We start from the raw sequence: 21,365 nt of genomic DNA on the forward strand, positions 1-21,365 counted from the left end.
GGGCGCCGGGGCGCCCGCTCCGGAGAGGCGCCCCGTGAGCGCCGGCTGCCGCGGTCCCCCCGGGTGACCGCAGCTGCCGGGCATCGCACGGACACCGGGCACCCGCACCCGGGGCCGCACCCGGGGCCGTCCCCTACTCGTTGGCGGCCCGAGGCCGGTTCCCCTCCTCGTACTGGTCGAACAGCGGCGTCCGCCCCCGCTCCCGCGACCGCCGAGCCGACGCCGCACGTCGGGCATCGCTCCGGTCGGAGGCATCCGCGTCGGCAGCCTCCGCCCGCTCCCCCGGCTCCGCCCCGGCCCCCGGTTCAGCGCCGCCCGCCGAGGGCGCCGCCTCCGCCGCACTCGACCGCGCCGAGCTCCACGCGTCCGGCGCCCCGAGATCGACGCTCGGCGTCGCCCGCGGGGCGACCGGCGCGGTCACATACGTCGGCAGCGGCACCGGCACCGGGTCCCAGCTCTCCCCGTGCCCGGGCCTGCGCTGCCGCTCCCGCTGCTGGTCCACCCACTCCGCGTGGTCCGTCTGCTCCACGAGTGCGCGCCGGTCGGCGGCCAGTGCGGACGGCCCGGGGTCGTACTCCGGCTCGGGGCCGTCCTCCACCTCGTCGGCATCGGAGCCGCCCGGCGGCCGCCGCCTCGGCTGCCGCTCCCGCAACCGCTGCGCCGCCGCCTCGGCCCGCCGCCGGTCCATCGTGTACGTGAACCGCTTGCGCTCCTGCGCCCGCAGATACGCGATGTACCCGCTCAGCAGCACAGCCGGCACACCCGGCGCCCACAGGAACGCGAGGCCTCCGACCGCGGCCACGATCGCGCCGAGCGTGAACGCCAGGAAGAGGAACACCGTCGTACGCCGCCGGCGCGCGAGCACCTTCGAGCGCCGAGCGCGCGCCATGGCCTCCGCCGAGGTGGCCTTCCGCGCCCGGGGCACACGTCCGGGGGCGCCCGGCTCGGCCGCTCGCGGCTCCCTCGGCTCCGCCCGCTCCTGCTGCTGCCGGGACCGGTCCTCCGGCTCCGGCTCCGCCTCCACTCGCGCCCGGGGCTGCCGCTCGGTCGGGGGCATGGCGAAGGCCCGGACGTCCACCGATCCGGTGACACCGTCCGGCCGCGCGCCGGGCTCCCCCTCGTCGGCGGAGCGCGCCCGCAGGTCCTTGGCGTATCGGCGCTCCATGCCCGCCCGTCCGGACAGCAACCGGATGGCGGTGCTGAAGCGTTCCGTCGGACGAGACTCGTTCAACTCGTCCTGCCTACGGAGCCACATCGGCACCAAGTAGGCGGCCCAGGCCCCGACAATGACTGCGTAGATGAGGCCGCTGCTGCTCACGCCTCACACGGTAGAGGGGTTTGCGTGAGGCCATCTGCCAATTGGGCCGGTGTGTCGCACGATCTGGCTGATATTTCGAACTTTTTTTGGGACCGATGCGATCAGCGGACCGCCGAGGCCGCTAATTCATTGCCCCGAGACGGACGCGAGACGATCGCCACTCGATCAAATTCGAACACAGTTTTTATTTCCCGGGGTGGGTCTGCTGAGAGCGTGCCCGGCGCCAGCGCGCCAGCAGTCCCTCGGGCACCTCTTCCGCGGTGAGCGCGAAGACCAGATGGTCCCGCCAGGCCCCGTCGATGTGCAGATAACGCGGCCGGAGCCCTTCCTCGCGGAATCCGAGTTTCTCCACGACCCGGCGGCTCGGACGGTTCTCGGGGCGAATGCAGACCTCGATGCGATGCAGTCCCACGGTGCGGAAGCAGTGGTCGACGACGAGCGCCACGGCCGTCGGCATCACCCCACGGCCCGCGACCGCCTCGTCCACCCAGTAGCCGACGTGCCCCGAGCACATCGAGCCCCAGGTGATCCCGGCCACCGTCAACTGCCCCACCATGCGCCCCTGGTACTCGATGACGAAGGGCAGCATCCGGCCGGCCCTGGCCTCGGCGCGCAGATGCCGGACCATCTGCCGGTAGGTCGGCCGGTGCGCTGTCGGGCCGCCGGGCCCGGGCGGCGGAATGGTCGCCTCCCACGGCCGCAGCCACTCCCGGTTGCGCCGGTTGACCTCGCGCCAGGCCCGCTGGTCGCGCAGCCGTATCGGCCGGAGGACGACATCGCCGTCCACCAGCTCGACGGGCCAGGATGGGCCGTTCAGCTCGCACCCCCACTCGGTCTGGGGCGGTCCTCGCGGACCGCGGACCCGCCGGCGTCGGCCCGGGGGTGGTCCCCGCCGCGGATCTGGTCGACGGCATGGATCAAAAGGGGCTCCAGGACGGCCAGTCCGTCCCTCACCCCGCCGGTGGACCCCGGCAGATTGACGATCAGCGTCCCGTCGGCGACTCCGGCCAGTCCCCGGGAGAGCGCCGCCGTGGGCACCTTCTCCCTTCCGAACGCTCTGATGGCCTCGGGAATGCCCGGCACCTCGTAGTCGATCACCGCGCGGGTCGCCTCCGGGGTGCGGTCGGTCGGGGACATGCCGGTGCCCCCGGTGGTCACGATCACGTCGTAGCCGGCGCGCGAGCCCGTCCGCAGGGCGTCCCGAACCGGGTCACCGTCCGGGACGACCCAGGGGCCGTCGACCGCGAAGCCGAAGCGGACGAGCGCCTCGGCGATCAGCGGTCCGCCCTTGTCCTCGTACACGCCCGCGGCCGCGCGGTTCGAGGCGGTCACCACCAGGGCCGCGTACGGCGCCGGGAGGGCACCGCCGACCGGCGGCTCGGCCGGTGCCTTCATGCCCGGCTCCAGTCGCCCGACTTCCCGCCCGTCTTCTCCTCCACGCGCACGTCCGTGATCACCGCCGCCTTGTCGACCGCCTTGACCATGTCGATCACGGTGAGCGCCGCGACACTGACCGCGGTGAGCGCCTCCATCTCGACACCCGTGCGGTCGGTGGTCTTCACGGTGGCCGTGATCTCCACGGCGTCGTCCGCGACCGACAGATCCAGCTTCACACCGGAGACCGCGAGCGGGTGACACAGAGGGATGAGGTCGGGGGTGCGCTTGGCGCCCATGATGCCCGCGATGCGCGCGGTGGCCAGCGCGTCGCCCTTGGGCACCCCCTCACCGCGCAGCAGGTCGATTACGCGCGGCGAGACCAGCACACGGCCGCTGGCGCGGGCGGTGCGCTCGGTGACGTCCTTCCCGGAGACGTCGACCATGCGGGCCGCGCCCGCGTCGTCGATATGGGTCAGTCTGTCCTGCGAACTCATGTGCTGCGGCACTCCCGGTCCGGGCCCGGCACGCGGGCTGCTGTGCGCGACACCGTACCGCCAAGTCGCCCGGGTATCCGGCCGAGGTCCGGGGTCCGGACAGGTTCCGCGGTCAGCCGAGCAGGACCACCTCGACCTCCGTGCCCGGCTCGACGGATGTGTCGTCCTCCGGGACCACGATCAGGGCGTCCGCCTGGGCGAGGGCCGCGATCAGATGGGAGCCGGCGCCGCCCACCGGGGTCACCGTGCCGTCGGCATACGTGCCGCGCAGGAACTGCCGGCGGCCCGCGGGCGATGTCAGGGCCTTGTCCGCCTGGAGAACGGCTCTGGTCCGGGGGCGGTGCACGTCCGGCAGGCCCATCAGGGCGCGGATCGCCGGGCGTACGAACAGCTCGAAGGAGACGTACGACGACACCGGGTTGCCCGGCAGCGCCAGCAGCGGCGTGTGGTCGGGGCCGATGGAGCCGAAGCCCTGGGGCTTGCCGGGTTGCATGGCGAGCCTGCGGAACTCGACGCCGCCGCCCGCCTCGTCCGCGTCGCCCGCGGCGGACAGCGCCTCCTTGACGACGTCGTACGCGCCCACGCTCACCCCACCGGTGGTGACCATGAGGTCGGCCCTGACGAGCTGGTCCTCGATGGTGGAGCGCAGCGTGTCCGCGTCGTCGGCGACCGCGCCGACCCGGTAGGCGATGGCGCCCGCGTCCCGGGCGGCGGCGGTGAGGGCGAAGCTGTTGGAGTCGTAGATCTGGCCGGCCGCCAGTTCCTCGCCGGGCTGCACGAGTTCGCTTCCGGTGGACAGGACGACCACGCGCGGGCGCGGGCGCACACGTACCGTGCCGCGGCCGATCGCGGCGAGCAAGGCGATCTGCGGTGGCCCGAGGACGGTGCCGGCCGCCAGGGCGAGGTCACCGGCCCGGACGTCGCTGCCCTCGGCGCGCACGTGCGCCCGTGCCTCGGCCGGACGGTGGACCCGCACCTGTCCGGTGGCCCCGTCGGGCGCGAGGCTGCGGGCAGACATCCCGGAGACGGGGCCCCCGCCCAGCCCGCCGTCGGTCCACTCCACGGGGACGACGGCCTCGGCGCCGGGCGGCAGCGGGGCGCCGGTCATGATGCGCGCGGCCTGGCCGGGCCCGACGTGCAGCAGGTCGGCCGCGCCCGCCGCGACGTCGCCGATCACCGTGAGGACGGCCGGGAACTCCTCGCTCGCCCCCGCGACGTCCGCGACCCGCACCGCGTACCCGTCCATGGAGCTGTTGTCGAACGGCGGCAGGGACAGGGGCACCGTGACGTCGTCGACCAGGACGCAGTCCTGGGCGTCGAGCAGGTTCAGCTCGATCGGCTCCAGGGGGCGGACGGTGGCGAGGACGTCCTCCAGGTGTTCGTCCACCGACCACAGGCGGTCCTGGCCGGTGGTGCGGGTCGCGGCGGCGCTCAAGTCGCTACATCTCCTCGGCTACGAAGCTGCGAAGCCAGGTCCGGAAGTCCCGGCCCAGGTCCTCACGTTCGCATGCGAGTCTGACAATGGCACGCAGATAGTCGCCACGGTCGCCGGTGTCATAGCGGCGGCCCTTGAAGACCACGCCGTGCACCGGGCCGCCGACCTTCTCGTCCGCGGCGAGCTGCTGGAGGGCGTCGGTCAGCTGGATCTCGTTGCTGCGGCCCGGTTCGGTCTTGCGCAGGATGTCGAAGATGTGCGGGTCGAGGACGTAGCGGCCGATGACGGCGTAGTTCGACGGGGCGTCCGCCGGGTCCGGCTTCTCCACCAGGCCGGTCACCTGGACGACGTCGCTGTCCTCGGTGGTGTCCACGGCCGCGCAGCCGTAGAGGTGGATCTGCTCGGGCGAGACCTCCATGAGCGCGATCACGCTGCCGCCGTACTGCTCCTGGACCTCGATCATCCGCTTGAGCAGCGGGTCGCGCGGATCGATCAGGTCGTCGCCGAGGAGGACCGCGAAGGGCTCCCGGCCGACGTGCGGGGCGGCGCACAGGACGGCGTGGCCGAGGCCCTTGGGGTCGCCCTGGCGGACGTAGTGCATGGTGGCGAGGTCACTGGACTCCCGGACCTTCGCGAGCCGCTCGGCGTCGCCCTTCTTCTCCAGGGCCGACTCGAGCTCGTAGTTGCGGTCGAAGTGGTCCTCCAGAGGGCGCTTGTTGCGTCCGGTGACCATCAGGACGTCGTCGAGCCCCGCGGACACGGCTTCCTCGACCACGTACTGGATCGCGGGCTTGTCGACGACCGGCAGCATTTCCTTGGGCGTGGCCTTGGTGGCCGGCAGGAACCGGGTACCGAGGCCGGCAGCGGGAATGACAGCCTTGGTGATCCTGGGGTGCGACTGAGTCATGTCCGCAACGATATCCGGTGGATATGTGCGGAAACTGTGGCTCCGGTCAGTCCGCTCTCCTATGAGCGCATTATGAATGAGGAGGCCACCGACCCGTGGGTCCCATGGAACGCCGGACGGATTCTGGCAAGCGAATGTTGCGGCGAGGCTTCCTCTCTGTGAGGAGCGGATTGACCGCCGATGACGTGCGGGAGTCGGCGACGGCTCTGGCCGAGCGGGCCCTGGAGCTGCCCGAGCTGGCGGACGCGCGCACGGTGGCGGCGTACGTCTCCGTGGGGAGCGAACCCGGCACGCTCGCGCTCCTGGACGCACTTCACGCCCGTGGCGTGCGCGTACTGCTCCCGGTGCTCCTGCCGGACAACGACCTCGACTGGGGGACGTATGCCGGGCCGGGTTCCCTGGTGAGCGTGCGGCACGGCGGTCGGATGGCCCTGCTGGAACCCGCGGGCGAACGCCTGGGCCCCGAGGCCGTCCGGGAGGCCGACGCCATGCTGCTGCCGGGGCTGGCCGTGGACGCCCGCGGTATGCGCCTCGGGCGTGGCGGCGGCTCCTACGACCGGGTGCTGGCCCGTCTGGAACGCGCGGGCGCCGACCCCGCCCTGGTGGTGCTCCTGTACGACGCGGAGGTCGTCGAGCGCGTCCCCGAGGAGGCGCACGACCGGCCGGTGCACGCCGTGGTGACCCCCTCGGGAGTACGCCGGTTCCGCCGCCGGTCGTGAGAGCCGTATGAGAGCCGTATTCGTGTGAAAGCGACCCTCGACGAGAAAGGCGGCCCCCGACGACGTTCGACGCCACCGAGGGGAAATGCGCCCTCGAGAGAAAAACGGTCCTCCACACGCGCGTGGAGGACCGTTTTCACGGAGCGTGCGGGCCCGTCAGGGCTTGAGCTCCAACGTGTCGGTCGTGCTCTTGTCCACCGCGTTCTTCGAGAAGTCCCACGGCAGCAGCTCGCCCTCCACCCACTTCTCCGTCTGGTCGGTGTAGTGGGCGCTGTAGGCGTGGCCCGAGGCACCGCTGAGGTTGATCCACCTGGACTTGTCGAGGTCGTCCAGGTTGACCACCATCCGCATCGACGGCACCCACAGGGCGTTGTAGCCGCCCGCCGCGTTCCAGCCGGTGGCGTTCACGGTGGCCTCGCCGCCGTCCAGCTTCCAGGGGCCGCGGTTGAGCATGTACTGCAGTATGCGCGGGCCGTCGGTGCCCAGGGTCTGGTTCTTCAGGAACAGGCGGTGCAGCCGGCCCCAGCTCCAGGTGTCCATGTCCTTGCCGAGCTTGGCGACCAGTTCCCAGGTCGCGTCCTTCATGGCGCGCCCGAACAGCTCGTCACGCGTCGTCGCGGCCGGGTCGGTGCGCGTCGCGGGCGTCTGCCACCAGTCGTTCTTCTCGTCGTCGACGATGTTGCGCACCACCTCGAACCAGCGGTCCCCGCCGTCCGGCTGCGCCTGGTCGGCCTCGCGCTGGCCGCACTCGCGCACCTTGCGGTCCTCGTCGGCCGGCCCGGTGGAGTCGGCGGGCTCCACCCACAGGCACTGGCCCTTGACCCTCAGCTCCTTGGGAAGCTTGTTGCCGAAGGCCAGCTTGAGGATGTTGCGCCACACGGCGTTGAAGTACGCGGTCGCCGCCGAGTCGGAGTCCTGGGTGTAGTCCCAGCCCTCCAGCAGCTTCTGCGCCGCGCGGACGTGCTTGTCCGAGACGTCGATCTTGAGCAGCTTGGGCACCAGCAGCTTGGCGATCTCGCTGCTGTTGTCGAGCTGCATCTGCCGCATGTCGTCGGTCGAGATCTTGCCGCCGCCCTTGATCTTCGACTCGATCAGGTCGGTGATCCGCTGGCTGCGTGAGCCGTAGCCCCAGTCCGTGATGAGCGTGTAGGGGTACCTGTCCTTGTCGATCACGGCCTGGTTGGCGGTGACGATGTACCCGCGCCTGGGATTGAACTCGTAGGGCAGCGCGGACTGCGGGATGTAGCCGGTCCAGTCGTACTTCGAGTTCCAGCCGGGCGCCGGGATCGAACCGTCGTCGCCCTGGGTGCGCGTGGGGATCCTGCCCGGCAGCTGGTAGCCGATGTTCCCCCGGGTGTCGGCGTAGATCAGGTTCTGCGAGGGCACGTCGAAGGAGCGGGCCGCCTGGCGGAACTCGGTCCAGTTCGACGCCTTGTCGATCGCGAAGACGGCGTCCATGGTGGTGCCGGGGTCCAGCGCGGTCCAGCGCAGGGCGACACCGTAGCCGTCGGCGCGGTCGGGGGCCGCGGTGTCGACGGTGGCCTTCTTGCCGACCTTGACGAGTTCGTCGTCGCGGTCGGACAGCAGCGGGCCGTTGTTCGTCTCACGGACGACGATCTTCTTCGAGTCGCCGCCCGCCACCTTGATCGTCTCGGTGCGGCTGGTGAACGGCACGGTCTTGCCGTCCCTCAGGTAGCCGTTGCCGGAGAGCTTCTCCAGGTACAGGTCGGTCACGTCCACGCCCGAGTTGGTCATCCCCCAGGCGATGTTCTGGTTGTGGCCGATGACCACGCCGGGCATGCCTGCGAAGGTGTAGCCGGTGACGTCGTACCCGCACTTGCTGGAGACGGTCGTGCAGTGCAGCCCCATCTGGTACCAGACCGACGGCAGTGAGGCCGACAGGTGCGGGTCGTTGGCCAGCAGCGGCTTGCCGGTGATGGTGTGGCTGCCGGCGACGACCCAGGAGTTGGAGCCGATGCCGTGGCCGTTCACGCCCACGGCGGTCGGGACGTCGGCCAGGACGTTCGTGAGGCGCGCCAGCTGGCCGCGCAGGGACGAAGAGGAGGCGGCCGAGGTGGAGGCCGGCCGTCCGGTCGTCGACCCCGTGCCTGCCGTACGGGTCGTGCCCGTGGTGCCCGTCGAGCCCGCCGTTCCCGTGGTTCCCGCGGCCCCCGTCGAGCCGCCCTGCTCGAACGCCTTCGTGAGGGCGTTGTACTCGCCCTCCTGGACGATCGGCTTGTTGCGGCTGTACGGGTACTCCGGGTAGAGGTCCGCGATCTGCTTGGGGCCCAGGCGGGTGGTCATCAGAGAGCGGTCGATCTCGTCCTGCATGTTGTCGCGCAGGTCCCAGGCCATCGCCTTGAGCCAGGAGACCGAGTCGACGGGGGTCCACGGCTCGGGCCTGTAGTCGTTGGTCAGGCCCAGGGCCGCGTACTCCAGGGAGATCTCCTTGCCGTCCTTGCCCTTGAGGTAGGCGTTGACTCCCTTGGCGTACGCCTGGAGGTACCTCTTCGTGGCGGCCGACAGCTTGGTGTCGTACTCCTTCCGCGCCACCCGGTCCCAGCCCAGGGTCCGCAGGAACGCGTCGTTCGCGACCTGGCTCTTGCCGAACATCTCGGACAGGCGTCCGGACGTCATGTGGCGGCGCACGTCCATCTCGTAGAACCGGTCCTGGGCCTGGACGTACCCCTGCGCCATGAACAGGTCCTCGTCGGACGACGCGTAGATCTGCGGGATCCCGTAGCCGTCCCGCTTGACGTCGACGGGGCCCGACAGGCCTTGGAGGGTGATCGTCCCCGTGGTCTGCGGGAAGGAGGCGCGTACGGTGCTGACGGACCAGTAACCGCCGAATCCGAAACCTCCCACAAGGGCCACAACCAGGACAATCAAGAGCAGTCGGGCTCTGCGTCCCTTCTTCCTGCCGGACTTGCCGGGCTTCTGGCCGGAAGAGGCGGTGGTGTTGGAGGGCATCGCTGTCCTTGCTGTCCTAAACACGAGCGGCAGGGCGGGCTGTGCTTTCTACTGAGCGCTGGAGCAACCATAGGCGCAGGGCCTGGATCGCCTTGACGCGGAGTCGGGAACCAGCCCGGACCGGAGTTCGATCACGCGACCCGAAGCGTCAAGAAAGCGTCAAGAGTTAGGTAAGCTAATGAACTAGTCGGAGTGAAGTCCCCCCAGTACCGGGCTTCGCGTCCTCGGATCGTGGCGTCGCATCGCGGCCCGCGGATTGGCGAGAAGGGAACGGCCGCTGACTGTCCACCACCTCAACCAGCTCCTGCTCCTCTGCTCGCTCGTCCTGCTCGTCGCGGTGGCAGCGGTTCGGATCTCGTCGCGCAGCGGCCTGCCCAGCCTGCTCATCTACCTGGGCATCGGTATCGCCATGGGCCAGGACGGGTTCGGCATCCGCTTCAACAACGCCGAGCTCACCCAGGTCATGGGATACGCGGCCCTGGTCGTGATCCTGGCCGAGGGCGGTCTCGGCACGAAGTGGAAGCAGATCAAGCCGGCCCTCCCGGCGGCCTCCGCGCTGGCGCTGGTCGGCGTCGCGGTGAGCGTCGGCGTGACCGCCGCGGGCGCGCACTACCTCAGCGGTCTGCAGTGGCGGCAGGCGCTCATCATCGGGGCGGTGGTGTCGTCGACCGACGCGGCGGCGGTCTTCTCGGTCCTGCGGAAAGTGCCTCTCCCCGCGCGCGTGACGGGCGTACTGGAAGCCGAGTCCGGCTTCAACGACGCCCCCGTCGTCATCCTCGTCGTCGCGTTCTGCGCGGCCGGACCGGTCGAGCACTGGTACACGCTGCTGGGCACGATACTTCTGGAGCTGGCCATCGGCGCGGCCATCGGCCTCGCGGTGGGCTGGGTCGGCTCCTGGGGCCTGAAGCACGTGGCCCTCCCCGCCTCCGGCCTCTACCCGATCGCGGTCATGGCCATCGCGGTGATGGCGTACGCGGCCGGCTCACTGGCCCACGGCAGCGGCTTCCTCGCGGTGTACCTCGCCTCGATGATGCTCGGCAACGCCAAGCTGCCGCACTGGCCCGCGACCCGGGGCTTCGCCGAAGGGCTCGGCTGGATCGCCCAGATCGGCATGTTCGTCCTGCTCGGTCTGCTGGTGACCCCGCACGAACTGGCCGACGACGTGCTGCCCGCCCTGGTCATCGGCATGGTGCTGACCATGGTGGCGCGTCCGCTGAGCGTCGTGACGAGCCTTGTGCCGTTCCGGCTGCCGTGGCAGGAGCAGACGCTGCTGTCGTGGGCCGGGCTGCGCGGTGCGGTGCCCATCATCCTGGCGACGATCCCCATGGTGAACGGCGTCACCGGCAGCCGCCGCATCTTCAACATCGTCTTCGTCCTGGTCGTCGTCTACACCCTCGTCCAGGGGCCGACCCTGCCCTGGCTGGCCCGCACACTGCGCCTCGGTCAGGGCCCCGAGGCCGCGGACCTCGGCATCGAATCGGCACCCCTGGAGCGGCTGCGCGGCCATCTGCTGTCCGTCACGATCCCCGACGGGTCGCGGATGCACGGCGTCGAGATCAACGAGCTGCGGTTGCCGGCCGGGGCCGCGGTCACCCTCGTCGTCCGGGAAGGAAAATCGTTCGTTCCGCTGCCGACGACGGTGCTGCGGCGCGGGGACGAACTGCTCGTGGTCGCCACGGACCAGGTCCGCGACGCGGCGGAGAGGCGACTGCGGGCGGTCGGGCAGGGCGGCAAGCTGGCGGGCTGGCTGGGAACGACCGGGAACGGGACGCCGGGGCGTTGAGCTCCTTGGTGAACGGCGCGTTTCGTACCGTTCACACCGCCGGGAATCCCAGGCCCAGGGCCCGACGGTGCTCCATTTCACAGGCGCTCAGCGCACTGTCCCTGTACAATCCAGGCGCACCCTGATCGAACCAACTCTGCCTGACGCAGAGCTGGCGCGACCGTATGGCGGCCGGGCGCCCTTCCTCATCGCAGGGGCCGGCATCTACCGCAGTCCGCGCAAGAGGACAGCTCTCGGCGCGCATCCGCGCTACCAGGCAGCGGAAAGGCACGGGCCGTGGCATCCACGGTCACCTCCAAGGCGTCCCGCCCCGGCTACGGGCAGCTGCTGCGCACCCCTGGCGCCTGGACGTTTCTGCTCCCCGGCTTCGCGGCGCGTCAGCCGTTCGCGATGCTCACCCTCTCCATCGTTCTGCTCGTACGGCACACCACCGGCTCCTACGGGGCCGCGGGCGCCGTCGCGGCGGCCACCGGTGTGTCCATGGCCCTTTTCGCGCCGTACAGCGGCCGTCTCGCCGACCGCCACGGACAGCGGGCGGTGCTGCTGCCCGGCGTGCTGGCGCACGCCCTGGCAGGCGCCTCGCTGACCGCGCTCGCACTCGCCCACGCCCCGCTGTGGGCCCTGTTCGCGGCGGCAGTCCCGACCGGCGCCTCGGTGCCGCAGATCGGCCCCATGGTCCGCGCCCGCTGGGGTGTGAAGCTGGAGGACTCGCCCCTGATGTCGACGGCGGCGGCCTTCGAGTCGGTCACCGACGAGCTGACCTTCGTGCTCGGTCCACTGCTGGCGACGGCCCTGTGCACCGTCGTGGCCCCTGCGGCGGGTCTGCTCACGGAGGCGGCGCTGACACTGGTGGGCGGTGTGCTGTTCGCGGCGCAGAAGCGTACGCAGCCGGCCGTCGCCGCCGTGACGCACGCGCGCGTGGAGCACGCGTCCGCCCTGCGCGTCCCCGGGGTGCGGGTTCTGATCATGACCTTCCTGGGCATCGGGTCCGTCTTCGGCGGCATGCAGGTCTCGCTCTCCGCCTTCAGCCAGTCGATCGGCGAGCCGGGCCTGAACGGCGTCCTGTACGGCGTCTTCGCCGCCGGCAACATGCTGTCCGGCGTCGTGTGCGGCGCCGTCGCCTGGAAGGCCGCCCCGCAGCGCCGCCTCGTGATCGGCTACACGGCCCTCGCGCTGGCCGCCTGCGCCCTGTGGACCGCGCACTCCGTCCCCGCGCTGGCCGCACTCGGTCTCCTGGTCGGCATGTGCATCGCGCCGTCCCTGATCACCGGCTACACCCTCGTCGAGGCCCTGGTCCCGGACGGCGCCCGCACCGAGGCCTTCACCTGGCTGACCGGCGCCGTCGCGCTCGGCCAGGCGGCGGCGGTCACGGTCGCCGGGCAGCTGGAGGACCGGCTGTGGACCGGCGCCGGCTTCCTCGTCCCGATGGCCGGTACGGTGCTGGCTCTGCTGACTCTGCTGTCCCTGCGGTCGCGACTGGTCACGCGGCCGTCCGGTCGCACCGTGGCACGTGGCGTCGGTCACCGCGCGCCGGTGACGGTGGACTGATCCCGCGGAATAGGTCACTATGGATGGTCGTTAGCACTCATTGAGTGAGAGTGCCAGGAGGAAGACAAGTGCCGACCTACCAGTACCAGTGCACCGAGTGCGGCGAGGGCCTCGAGGCGGTGCAGAAGTTCACCGACGACGCCCTGACCGAGTGCCCCAACTGCGGTGGCCGCCTGAAGAAGGTGTTCTCCGCGGTCGGCATCGTCTTCAAGGGCTCCGGCTTCTACCGCAACGACAGCCGCGGCTCGTCGTCGAGCAGCAGCCCGGCGTCGTCGAAGTCGTCGAGTTCCACCTCGTCCTCCGACTCCGGCTCGTCGTCCGGCTCCGGTTCGTCGTCCGACTCCGGCTCGTCGTCCTCGTCGTCGAGCACCACCTCCTCCGCCGCATAGGTCCGTGCCGCGGGACCCCGCCGTCGTGCGACGGCGGGGTCCTCGGGCTTCCGGGCCGCCGCGGGCGACGGCTGCGGAGTTCTCTCCCGCCGACTCGCACGCCCGGCCGGGGAAGCTAGTGTGCTCGCCATGACGAACGCGGAGATCGGTGTCATCGGCGGCTCTGGCTTCTACTCCTTCCTCGACGAGGTGACCGAGGTCCGGGTCGACACCCCGTACGGGGCTCCCAGCGACTCCCTCTTCCTCGGCGAGGTCGCCGGCCGGCGGGTCGCGTTCCTCCCCCGCCACGGCCGCGGCCACCATCTGCCGCCGCACCGGATCAACTACCGCGCCAACCTGTGGGCGCTGCGCTCCGTCGGCGTGCGTCAGGTCCTCGGCCCGTGCGCGGTGGGCGGACTGCGCCCCGAGTACGGGCCGGGCACGCTGCTGATACCCGACCAGCTGGTGGACCGTACGAAGACCCGGGTGCAGACGTACTTCGACGGGCTGCCGCTGCCGGACGGCACCGTTCCGAACGTGGTGCACGTCTCCCTCGCCGACCCCTACTGCCCGGTCGGGCGGGCCGCCGCGCTGAAGGCCGCGCGCGGGCGGGACTGGGAGCCGGTGGACGGCGGCACGCTGGTCGTGGTCGAGGGGCCGCGGTTCTCCACTCGCGCCGAATCGTTGTGGCACCGGGCGCAGGGCTGGTCCGTGGTGGGCATGACCGGCCATCCCGAGGCCGCACTCGCCCGTGAACTCCAGCTGTGCTACACGTCCTTGACCCTGGTCACGGATCTGGACGCGGGGGCGGAGACGGGGGAGGGCGTCTCGCACGACGAGGTGCTGGAGGTGTTCGCGGCGAACGTGGACCGGTTGCGGGGCGTGCTGTTCGACGCGGTGGCCGCACTGCCGGCCACCGGGGAGCGGGAGTGCCTGTGCGTGAACGCACTCGGCGGGATGGACCCCGGGTTCGAGCTGCCGTGACCGGACTGGGGCTGCCTTGACGGGGTGTGGCGTCAGCCGTGACGGGGGGGGCGGAACCGGGTAACTACCGGCCGTGACGGGACGGGTCCGAACCGGGCCACCACCGGCCGCGACGGGACGGGTCCGAACCGGGCCACCACCGGCCGCGAAGGGACGGGTCCGAACCGGGCCACCACCGGCCGCGAAGGGGGCGGGCGGGGGCGGCCGTGCGGAACGCCCCGTTCGGGTGAGCGAGTTGTCCACAACCGCGAGCTGGCCCACAGCCGTCGGCGGCCTCCACCGCGAAGCGTCATCGTGGATCGCGACCCGATCTCACCCACGACGCAGGTGGTGACCAGCATGCCCCGCATCTCCCCCTCCGCCCCTCCGCCCTGCACGGCGGTTCCCGCGCCCATGTGCCCGCCCGCCGCCGGCCCCTCCCCCCGTTCCGACACGCCTCCCACGTGTGCCGTGCCCCACTTCGCTCCCCTACGCGTGCGGGGAGGGCGGCAGCGGCTACGGCGGATGCTGCGGTGCCGGAGGCGGGCCGTGGCCGCGGGACTGGCCGTCACCGCCGCCGCGCTCGTGGCGGCGGGCCCCGGTGACTCGGAAGGCGCGCACGGGCGTCCGGACGCCGGCGCCCGCCCCGCCACCGCGGCCGTACGGGAGCCGCAACCGGTGGAGACGGTGACGGCGCCGGTACGGATCGCGGACGCGGCGACCGTCCGGCTGCTGCGGCCCGGCGACCGGGTCGACGTGATCGCGGCCGACGGCGGCGGCCAGGCCAGGGTCGTCGCGGCCAGGGCCCGGGTGATACAGGTGCCCGATTCCGACCCGACGGAGAACGGCGCGCTGCTGCTGCTCTCCGTACCACGCCCCACGGCCGCACGCCTCGCCGGCGCCGGAGCCGCCTCACGGCTGGCGGTGACGCTGTGCTGAGCCCGGCGGTCCGGCTCCTGACGGCATGCGGGTGGACAGCCCTGGTACGCCCTGCCGTAGGTTGCGGAGCTGTTCGTTCGAAAGCGTGCGCAGTCGAGAAGGGTCCCAGTGGTGAGCGAGATGAAGATGCCGGGTGTCCTGCAGGGCTTCAAGGCCTTCCTGATGCGGGGGAACGTCGTCGACCTGGCGGTCGCGGTGGTCATCGGCGCCGCCTTCACCGGCATCGTGAACTCCGTGGTGAAGGGGATCATCAGCCCGGTCGTCGGTGCGCTCGGCACCAAGAGCCTGGACAGCTACAGCTCCTGCCTGAAGGCACCGTGCACAGGGACCGGAGCGGGCGCGACGGGCGTCCGCATACTCTGGGGTTCGGTCCTCGGCGCGACGCTCAACTTCTTGATCACCGCTGCCGTCGTCTACTTCCTCATGGTCCTGCCCATGTCCAAGTTCCTGGCCCGGCAGGAGGCCCGCCGCAAGGCGAAGCACGGCAACAGGGAGGTGCCCGAGGTGACCGAACTGGAGGTGCTCGAGGAGATCCGCGACGCCCTCCTCGCGCAGCGCGGCTCGAACCGGACCGAGGTCTGACATGCGCCGGGACGCATCGCAGGACGCGGAACAGGGCCCACAACCGACCCTGTGACGGCCCTCACAGGTGGCGGGGGGCTTCTCTCACAGGTGGTGGGGCGGCTTCTCGTCCAGGAAGCGTGCCAGATCGGCGGCGCTGTCGCCGCTCCAGCGGGGCCGCTCGCCCCAGCCCAGGTCCGTGTCGTCCGACGACTGCGCGCTCAGCGGGTCGTCGAAGACCAGGGCGTCCCTGGGCTCGGGCTTCGCATCCCGCGGTTCGCGGCCGGGGGTGGACGTCGAGGTGGCGCTCATACCTCCAGCGTACGTGCGCGGCACCGGGACGAGGCGGCGCGGCCTCAGCGGGAGGGCCGCTCGCCCCGGCGGTGACACCGACGGCGCGGATTGCGCGGTATGGCGTCATGACCGGCGCAGGGCGACGGATCATGGGTGCATGAGATGTGACGCTCTGACAGATGTCGCCGGTCTGCGTGTGGGTCACGCCACCCGGATCGGGGACGGCTGGCTCACCGGGACCACGGTCGTCCTCGCCCCGGAGAGCGGCGCGGTCGCGGCGGTGGACGTGCGTGGGGGCGGGCCCGGCACCAAGGAGACCGACGCGCTCGATCCACGCAACCTGGTGCAGAAGGTCGAGGCGGTCGTCCTGACCGGGGGGAGCGCCTACGGACTCGACGCGGCGTCGGGCGTCATGGCCTGGCTGGAGGAGCACGGCCGCGGGGTGCGGGTGGGTCCCGATCCGTTGCACGTGGTGCCGGTGGTGCCCGCCGCCTGCGTCTTCGACCTGGGACGCGGCGGCGACTTCAAGGCCCGCCCGGACGCGGCCATGGGCCGGGCCGCGGTCGAGGCGGCCGCCGCGAGCGAGCCGGGCGCGCCCGTGGCGGAGGGCTGCGTGGGGGCGGGCACCGGCGCGACGGCCGGACCGCTCAAGGGCGGCGTCGGCACGGCGAGCACGGTGCTGGACTCGGGGATCACGGTGGGTGCCCTGGTGGTGTGCAACGCGGTGGGCTCGGCGATGGACCCGGAGACGGGCGCGCTGTACGGCGAGTTGCTCCAGGGACGGGTCGACCGTCCGGCGCGGGAGGTGCACGAGGCCGCGCGGCGACGGCTCGCCGAGACCGCCGCGCGGCTGCCGCGCCCGCCGCTGAACACGACCCTCGCCGTGGTCGCGACCGACGCCGACCTCACCAAGGCGCAGGCGCAGAAGTTCGCCGGCGTCGCGCACGACGGTCTGGCGCGCGCCGTGCGGCCGGCGCATCTGCTGCACGACGGGGACACGGTGTTCGCGCTGGCGACCGGCGCCCGTCCGCTCGCCGCCACCGGCCCCCTCGCGCTGAATGCGGTGCTTGCGGCGGGCGCGGACCTCGTGACGCGCGCGATCGTACGGGCGGTGCGTGCCGCGCAGCCGGTGGAGGGGCCGGGCGGAGCCTGGCCGTCGTACGAGGAGTTGTACGGCGCGGCGGCGGCGATATGACGGGAGGGCACGAGAGGCCGAAAGACCCCGGGGGGACGGGTGATTGTCCCGGTTCTGTCACGTAAGGGCGTGCGGCGTGGCGGGCGGGAACCCTTCAGCGCGGCGTTCGCTCTCTCTCCACGTACTCGAGCGGATCACGCAACCGAACGCACCCCCGACGACCTGGAGAAGCCTGTGACAACGCCGGACATGCGAGCGCGGCGCGCACTGGGGGCCTGTGCCGCCCTGGTGGTCGGCGCCCTGACCCTCACCGCGTGTGTCGGCAGCGCCAACGCCGACAACGACAAGGGCGGTAAGGACTCCAAGGAGTCCGGCAAGGTGTCCACCGCCAGGATCACCATCTCCGCCAAGGACGGTTCGACCGCGGCGTCGATCAACACCACCGGAGTGAGGGTCAGCGGCGGGAAGCTGACCGAGGTCAAGATGACGGTCGCGGGGACCGGCGCGGCGGTGCCGGGGGAGGTCTTTTCGGACGGGACGGCCTGGAAGCCGAAGGAGCGGCTGGAGCGCGGGACGAAGTACCAGATCTCGGCCACCGCGAAGGACGCCGACGACCGGGTCGCCGCCGCCAACTCCATTTTCACCACGGTCACCCAGGCGGGCAGCTTCATCGGCACGTACACGCCCGACGACGGGGCGACGGTCGGTGTCGGCATGCCGGTGTCCTTCACGTTCGACAAGGCGATCACCGACAGAAGGACCGTGCAGTCGCACATCACGGTGACGTCCAGCAGCGGCCAGCAGGTGGTGGGGCACTGGTTCGGCGCGCAGCGCCTGGACTTCCGGCCCCGGGACTACTGGAAGGCGGGCTCCAAGGTCACGATGAAGATCGACCTGGACGGTGTGGCGGGCGCGAACGGGGTCCGCGGCGTGCAGAGGAAGACCGTCACGTTCACCATCGGCCGCTCCCAGGTCTCCACGGTCGACGTGAGGTCCCAGACCATGACGGTCGTGCGGGACGGCCGGACCCTCAGGACGGTTCCGGTGTCGACCGGCAGTCCGCAGCACACCACGTACAACGGGCAGATGGTGATCTCCGAGAAGTTCACGCAGACGCGCATGAACAGCCAGACGGTCGGCCTCGGCGGCGAGTACGACATCCCGGACGTGCCGCACGCGATGCGGCTGACGACCTCCGGGACCTTCATCCACGGCAACTACTGGTACAACCAGGGCAATCCGCCCTTCGGCCGTGAGGGCACCAGCCACGGCTGCGTAGGCATGGAGGACACACAGGGCGCGCGGGGCGACACGACCGCCAAGTGGTTCTACGACAACTCGCTGATCGGTGACGTGGTGATCGTCAGGAACTCCCCCGACACGGCGGTCGCGCCGGACAACGGTCTCAACGGCTGGAACATGCCGTGGAGCGAGTGGACCGCCGGAAGCACCGCGTGACCGGCCCCGTGACGGCCGCATGACCAGCCGGCGAGCTGCCGTACCACCGGGGGGCGTACGACAGCGGATCGGGCCGCGCGGGAACCTGCCGCGCGGCCCGTCCGATTTCCCACCGCAAATTTCCGGGTTCTCGGACACGATGTCCGAGCAAGGGGCTACGGTATGCATCCACAAGGTGACATGCAGCAATGCCGGGAGAAACCTTGAGCGTTCCGTACCAGACGGCAGCGTACGAGCCGGCCGGGTCGCCGGAGTCCCCTGAGGAGCACCTCGCGCGACTCCTCGGCCGTGCCCTGAACTCCTTCGAGCTGCCCGACGCGGCGATCGGGCGCCTGGACTGCGCGCTGGCGCACGACAGTTCGCTGCACTCCGCGCACCACAGCGCGGGGCTGCACCGCGAGACGTACCGGCACACCTGGCTGCTTCCGGACGGCTCGGCGGTCACCCTGTGGGAGCTCGTTCACAACACGGCGCCCGGCGGCCGTCTGGAGCACGAGGTGTACGTGGACGACGAGGAGCTGCGCACCGCCACGGCCCGGCTCCCGCTACCGCCGGACACGCCCGACTTCGAACTGCCGGCCCTGCCGCAGTCGTCCCCGGTTCCCGAGCCCCGTCACGCGTATCTGCCGGACGACTCGGCGGACCACGCGCGCCGGCTGCTGCGCCGGGCGGAGAACCCGGACCGACCGGACTCGGACCTGGCGACGTTACTGCTGGGATCGGCCTGCGCCCACGAGATCACCCAGGCGTTCGGACAGCCGTGCCGGGCCGGACGGGCAGGGCTGTGCTTCTCCCTGTACGAGCACGCGTTCCTGCTGCGGGACGGCCGGGAGCTGTCCCTGTGGGAGGTCGAGCACACGGCGACCCCGGACGGCCGGCACATGTGCGAGGTGTACCCGTCCGAGGAGGCGGCCCGGGAGGCGATGGAGCGCCGCGCGGCGGCGCTGGGACAGCCGGCGGACAGCGTCTAGTTCCCGGAGAGTCCCCGGCCCTTGGGGTGCCCGTCACGGAAACGCCGTACCAGACCGGCGAAGGCGTCCCGTTCGGCCGCGGTGAGTTCGACGGAGTCCCAGTGGGGAGCGGCCCGGCCCTGCCGGGGCAGGCCCCGAAGCGTTCCGCGGTGACGCCGGTTCGCGTTGTCCCCTCGGTGGCGGCGCAGGATCTGCAGCAGGCCGATCACCCACAGGCCGGTCGCCAGGGCTGCGACGGCCACGGTGACCAACAGGAGGATCGACTCGTGCGCGGGCATGCCTCCAGTAGACACCACCAACCGGGCTTCAGGCCGCGGACCGTGACCGATGTCGCAGGTGCGACCACTGTGATGAGTACGACGAGTACGACGAGTCGCGGAAAAGACGGGCAAAGGACGAGGTAAGGGCACCACCAACGCGGTTGGGCCGCACCCCCGTTGAGGGGCGCGGCCCAACCGCGTCGGTACCGCCGCCGGATCAGTGCGTGTTTTTGATCCCTCCCCGATGCAGTGACTTGGGCCGTGGTGTCGTGGTGTGGCCGTGCTCGACCTCCGGTCGTTCACCGCGCTCCCCGAGGGAGGCCGTCTGCGCTTGCGGCGCTGCTCAGTGCCCTGGCATCAGCCTCAGTACGTCGCGCGGAACTGGACCAGCAAGGCCTGTCGGAGCGGATCCGCTCCCTGCCGCCGCCTGATCGAGAAGACCGCAGACCGGAAGGTCTAGATCGTCATCGGTATCGGCGGCGGGGCCTGCCACCATGCTCAAGCTCAGTAGGGTCGGGGACTGGAAACGGAGCGTCAGCCACCGCGCCAGTCCCCCGGCCCTGCTCAGTGCCCGTTCCCAGTACCAGGTGTCGACGATCGTGCTCTGATCACTGGGGTTGCCGGGCGGCCCCTCCTTGTCATTTGACGAGACGCAGAGCCCTGCGCGTCACCGGCAGTAGCGCCCAGCACAGGGATGCCCAGTGCGTGATCAGTGCGACAGGGATCGAGACCACGAACGTCAGGATCATCGCGTCTACCCATGTCAGGGTGTCCGCGACAACCCCGCGCGGTGCGTCGGGGTGCAGCATCCCGGACCTGCGCAGGTCCGCGAAGGCCAGTCTGAAGAGCAGGCCGGTGAGGGCCTGGTTGGTCGCGTACATGATGAACTGGACCTGGAAGGCGTCGGCCTCACTGGTCAGCAGTTTCGTCGTGAACGGCATGATGACGATCATCAGCAGCCACAGCAGGTTCCAGCGGATGGCGCCGCCCGACAGTCCGGTCGCGTACCGGAAGAGGCGCTGATGGAGCATCCACTGCACGGCGATGGTGCTGAAGCTGACGAGGAACGCGAAGTACTCCGTCAGGTGCTCGCGCAGGAAGTGCAGAACGCCCGTATTGCCGTGGACGTCTGCGCCCGGGACCGGCAGTTCCAGGGCCAGCAGTGTGATGGCGATGGCCACCACCGCGTCCGAGAAATAAGTCAGCCGCTCAGGACTCGCCGGCTCGGTCTGGTCGGCCTGCTCGTGCGTCTCCGTGTGAGTGGTCATGCCATGGCCCGTCCGGCAGCAGCCTTGGCTCGGTCGGCGTAGCGGCCGGAGAGGACGAACGGGACGACGAACGCCAGGATCTGGACCGTGACCAGCGGCACGGTCGCGGCGTGCTCGTACTGGATCACGAAGGCACAGGCGAGCGCGCCTAGGGTGAACGCGGTTGCCCAGATGGTCGTCAGGACCATGTTGACCCTGATGAACCTGGGCGCGTTCCAGAACTCTGGGGGCACCTCGGCGCGGGCGAAGGTCAGGGTGAACGGGCGGCGTACGGCGATGGAGGCCAGGGCCGTGGCCGCCAGGGTGCCGTTGGCCAGCGCGCAGATCCAGTGCCGCAGCCCCGAGGCCGGGTCCGCCAGTGCGACCATAGCCATGGCCACGAAGAAGGCGCAGGTGGCAGCGCCCAGCAGGTCGACACTACGAGCGCGGAGCTGCCCGGCGAGAAGACACAGCGCGGCCAGTGCGGCGGCGCCCGTACCCAGTCGCCAGCCGACCGGGCTCAGGGCCGCGTAACACAGCCAGGGCGCGAAACCGCGGATGTAGTTCACCGGTGTCTCCTCCGTGAATCGAGAGTCCAATATTGGACGGTCGAAGTAT

Annotated in this window: 21 protein-coding genes; 10 read left to right on the plus strand and 11 right to left on the minus strand. The window is 71.1% G+C overall.

The features are described 5' to 3' along the window. Positions 1-133 precede the first annotated feature (133 nt). The 6 genes from sepX to galU form a co-directional block, all read right to left on the minus strand. A complete protein-coding gene (gene sepX, locus AC5WS8_RS34030; RefSeq protein WP_496107378.1) occupies positions 134-1,318 on the minus strand; it encodes a divisome protein SepX/GlpR in 1,185 nt (394 codons plus the stop codon). Between the two features lie 184 nt (positions 1,319-1,502). Further along, the gene (locus tag AC5WS8_RS34035) at positions 1,503-2,105 is read right to left on the minus strand and encodes a GNAT family N-acetyltransferase (protein WP_496107379.1); all 603 of its coding nucleotides are present in this window, start codon (positions 2,103-2,105) and stop codon (positions 1,503-1,505) included. A 26-nt stretch (positions 2,106-2,131) separates the two neighbouring features. Further along, positions 2,132-2,713 (minus strand): MogA/MoaB family molybdenum cofactor biosynthesis protein, encoded by a 582-nt coding sequence (locus tag AC5WS8_RS34040; RefSeq protein ID WP_496107380.1) that lies wholly within the window; start codon positions 2,711-2,713, stop codon positions 2,132-2,134. Further along, positions 2,710-3,189 (minus strand): cyclic pyranopterin monophosphate synthase MoaC, encoded by a 480-nt coding sequence (gene moaC / locus AC5WS8_RS34045; RefSeq protein ID WP_496107381.1) that lies wholly within the window; start codon positions 3,187-3,189, stop codon positions 2,710-2,712. Before moaC ends, AC5WS8_RS34040 begins: the two co-directional genes overlap by 4 nt. A gap of 112 nt (positions 3,190-3,301) precedes the next feature. Next, the gene (glp, locus tag AC5WS8_RS34050; protein WP_496107382.1) at positions 3,302-4,624 is read right to left on the minus strand and encodes a molybdotransferase-like divisome protein Glp; all 1,323 of its coding nucleotides are present in this window, start codon (positions 4,622-4,624) and stop codon (positions 3,302-3,304) included. Between the two features lie 4 nt (positions 4,625-4,628). Beyond that, positions 4,629-5,531, minus strand: a complete 903-nt coding sequence (galU, locus tag AC5WS8_RS34055) for a UTP--glucose-1-phosphate uridylyltransferase GalU (RefSeq protein WP_496107383.1) — start codon at positions 5,529-5,531, stop codon at positions 4,629-4,631. A 134-nt stretch (positions 5,532-5,665) separates the two neighbouring features. Between galU and AC5WS8_RS34060 the strand changes: the two genes are divergently transcribed. Further along, positions 5,666-6,250 (plus strand): 5-formyltetrahydrofolate cyclo-ligase, encoded by a 585-nt coding sequence (locus AC5WS8_RS34060; protein WP_496107384.1) that lies wholly within the window; start codon positions 5,666-5,668, stop codon positions 6,248-6,250. 156 nt (positions 6,251-6,406) lie between these two features. Here AC5WS8_RS34060 and AC5WS8_RS34065 read toward each other — a convergent pair whose 3' ends face one another. Continuing rightward, the gene (locus AC5WS8_RS34065) at positions 6,407-9,220 is read right to left on the minus strand and encodes a penicillin acylase family protein (RefSeq protein WP_496107385.1); all 2,814 of its coding nucleotides are present in this window, start codon (positions 9,218-9,220) and stop codon (positions 6,407-6,409) included. 256 nt (positions 9,221-9,476) lie between these two features. Between AC5WS8_RS34065 and AC5WS8_RS34070 the strand changes: the two genes are divergently transcribed. From AC5WS8_RS34070 to mscL, 6 genes are all read left to right on the plus strand, one after another. Then, positions 9,477-11,003 (plus strand): potassium/proton antiporter, encoded by a 1,527-nt coding sequence (locus AC5WS8_RS34070; RefSeq protein WP_496107386.1) that lies wholly within the window; start codon positions 9,477-9,479, stop codon positions 11,001-11,003. Between the two features lie 276 nt (positions 11,004-11,279). Then, positions 11,280-12,551: an MFS transporter gene (locus AC5WS8_RS34075; RefSeq protein WP_496107387.1), complete on the plus strand. Its 1,272-nt coding sequence runs from the start codon at positions 11,280-11,282 to the stop codon at positions 12,549-12,551. A 68-nt stretch (positions 12,552-12,619) separates the two neighbouring features. Further along, positions 12,620-12,940, plus strand: a complete 321-nt coding sequence (locus tag AC5WS8_RS34080) for an FmdB family zinc ribbon protein (protein WP_496107388.1) — start codon at positions 12,620-12,622, stop codon at positions 12,938-12,940. Positions 12,941-13,069: 129 nt separating this feature from the next. Continuing rightward, positions 13,070-13,903 carry an S-methyl-5'-thioadenosine phosphorylase gene (locus AC5WS8_RS34085; RefSeq protein WP_496107389.1) on the plus strand — a complete coding sequence of 278 codons (834 nt, stop codon included), beginning with the start codon at positions 13,070-13,072 and terminating at the stop codon, positions 13,901-13,903. 393 nt (positions 13,904-14,296) lie between these two features. Beyond that, on the plus strand, positions 14,297-14,821 hold the full coding sequence (locus AC5WS8_RS34090; protein ID WP_496107432.1) for a hypothetical protein: 525 nt from the start codon (positions 14,297-14,299) through the stop codon (positions 14,819-14,821). 111 nt (positions 14,822-14,932) lie between these two features. Next, the gene (gene mscL, locus AC5WS8_RS34095) at positions 14,933-15,403 is read left to right on the plus strand and encodes a large conductance mechanosensitive channel protein MscL (protein WP_496107390.1); all 471 of its coding nucleotides are present in this window, start codon (positions 14,933-14,935) and stop codon (positions 15,401-15,403) included. 84 nt (positions 15,404-15,487) lie between these two features. On the opposite strand, the gene AC5WS8_RS34100 is transcribed toward mscL, so the two are convergent. Continuing rightward, on the minus strand, positions 15,488-15,694 hold the full coding sequence (locus tag AC5WS8_RS34100; RefSeq protein WP_496107391.1) for a hypothetical protein: 207 nt from the start codon (positions 15,692-15,694) through the stop codon (positions 15,488-15,490). Between the two features lie 139 nt (positions 15,695-15,833). Between AC5WS8_RS34100 and AC5WS8_RS34105 the strand changes: the two genes are divergently transcribed. The 3 genes from AC5WS8_RS34105 to AC5WS8_RS34115 all read left to right on the plus strand — a co-directional run bounded on the left by AC5WS8_RS34105 (position 15,834) and on the right by AC5WS8_RS34115 (position 19,240). Next, positions 15,834-16,871 carry a P1 family peptidase gene (locus AC5WS8_RS34105; RefSeq protein ID WP_496107392.1) on the plus strand — a complete coding sequence of 346 codons (1,038 nt, stop codon included), beginning with the start codon at positions 15,834-15,836 and terminating at the stop codon, positions 16,869-16,871. Positions 16,872-17,045: 174 nt separating this feature from the next. Then, positions 17,046-18,269, plus strand: coding sequence for a L,D-transpeptidase (locus tag AC5WS8_RS34110; protein ID WP_496107393.1), 1,224 nt, complete (start codon positions 17,046-17,048; stop codon positions 18,267-18,269). A 203-nt stretch (positions 18,270-18,472) separates the two neighbouring features. Further along, positions 18,473-19,240, plus strand: a complete 768-nt coding sequence (locus AC5WS8_RS34115; RefSeq protein WP_496107394.1) for a DUF6227 family protein — start codon at positions 18,473-18,475, stop codon at positions 19,238-19,240. Here AC5WS8_RS34115 and AC5WS8_RS34120 read toward each other — a convergent pair. The 3 genes from AC5WS8_RS34120 to AC5WS8_RS34130 form a co-directional block, all read right to left on the minus strand. Further along, entirely contained in the window at positions 19,237-19,518 is a 282-nt protein-coding gene (locus AC5WS8_RS34120) for a hypothetical protein (protein ID WP_496107395.1), read from the minus strand. The genes AC5WS8_RS34115 and AC5WS8_RS34120 overlap by 4 nt on opposite strands. A gap of 620 nt (positions 19,519-20,138) precedes the next feature. Beyond that, positions 20,139-20,768, minus strand: coding sequence for a TMEM175 family protein (locus tag AC5WS8_RS34125; protein ID WP_496107396.1), 630 nt, complete (start codon positions 20,766-20,768; stop codon positions 20,139-20,141). Next, entirely contained in the window at positions 20,765-21,316 is a 552-nt protein-coding gene (locus AC5WS8_RS34130; RefSeq protein ID WP_496107397.1) for a DUF3159 domain-containing protein, read from the minus strand. The genes AC5WS8_RS34125 and AC5WS8_RS34130 overlap by 4 nt, the downstream gene beginning before the upstream one ends. Positions 21,317-21,365 lie beyond the last annotated feature (49 nt).

Source organism: Streptomyces sp. PTL18 (genome assembly GCF_059510295.1).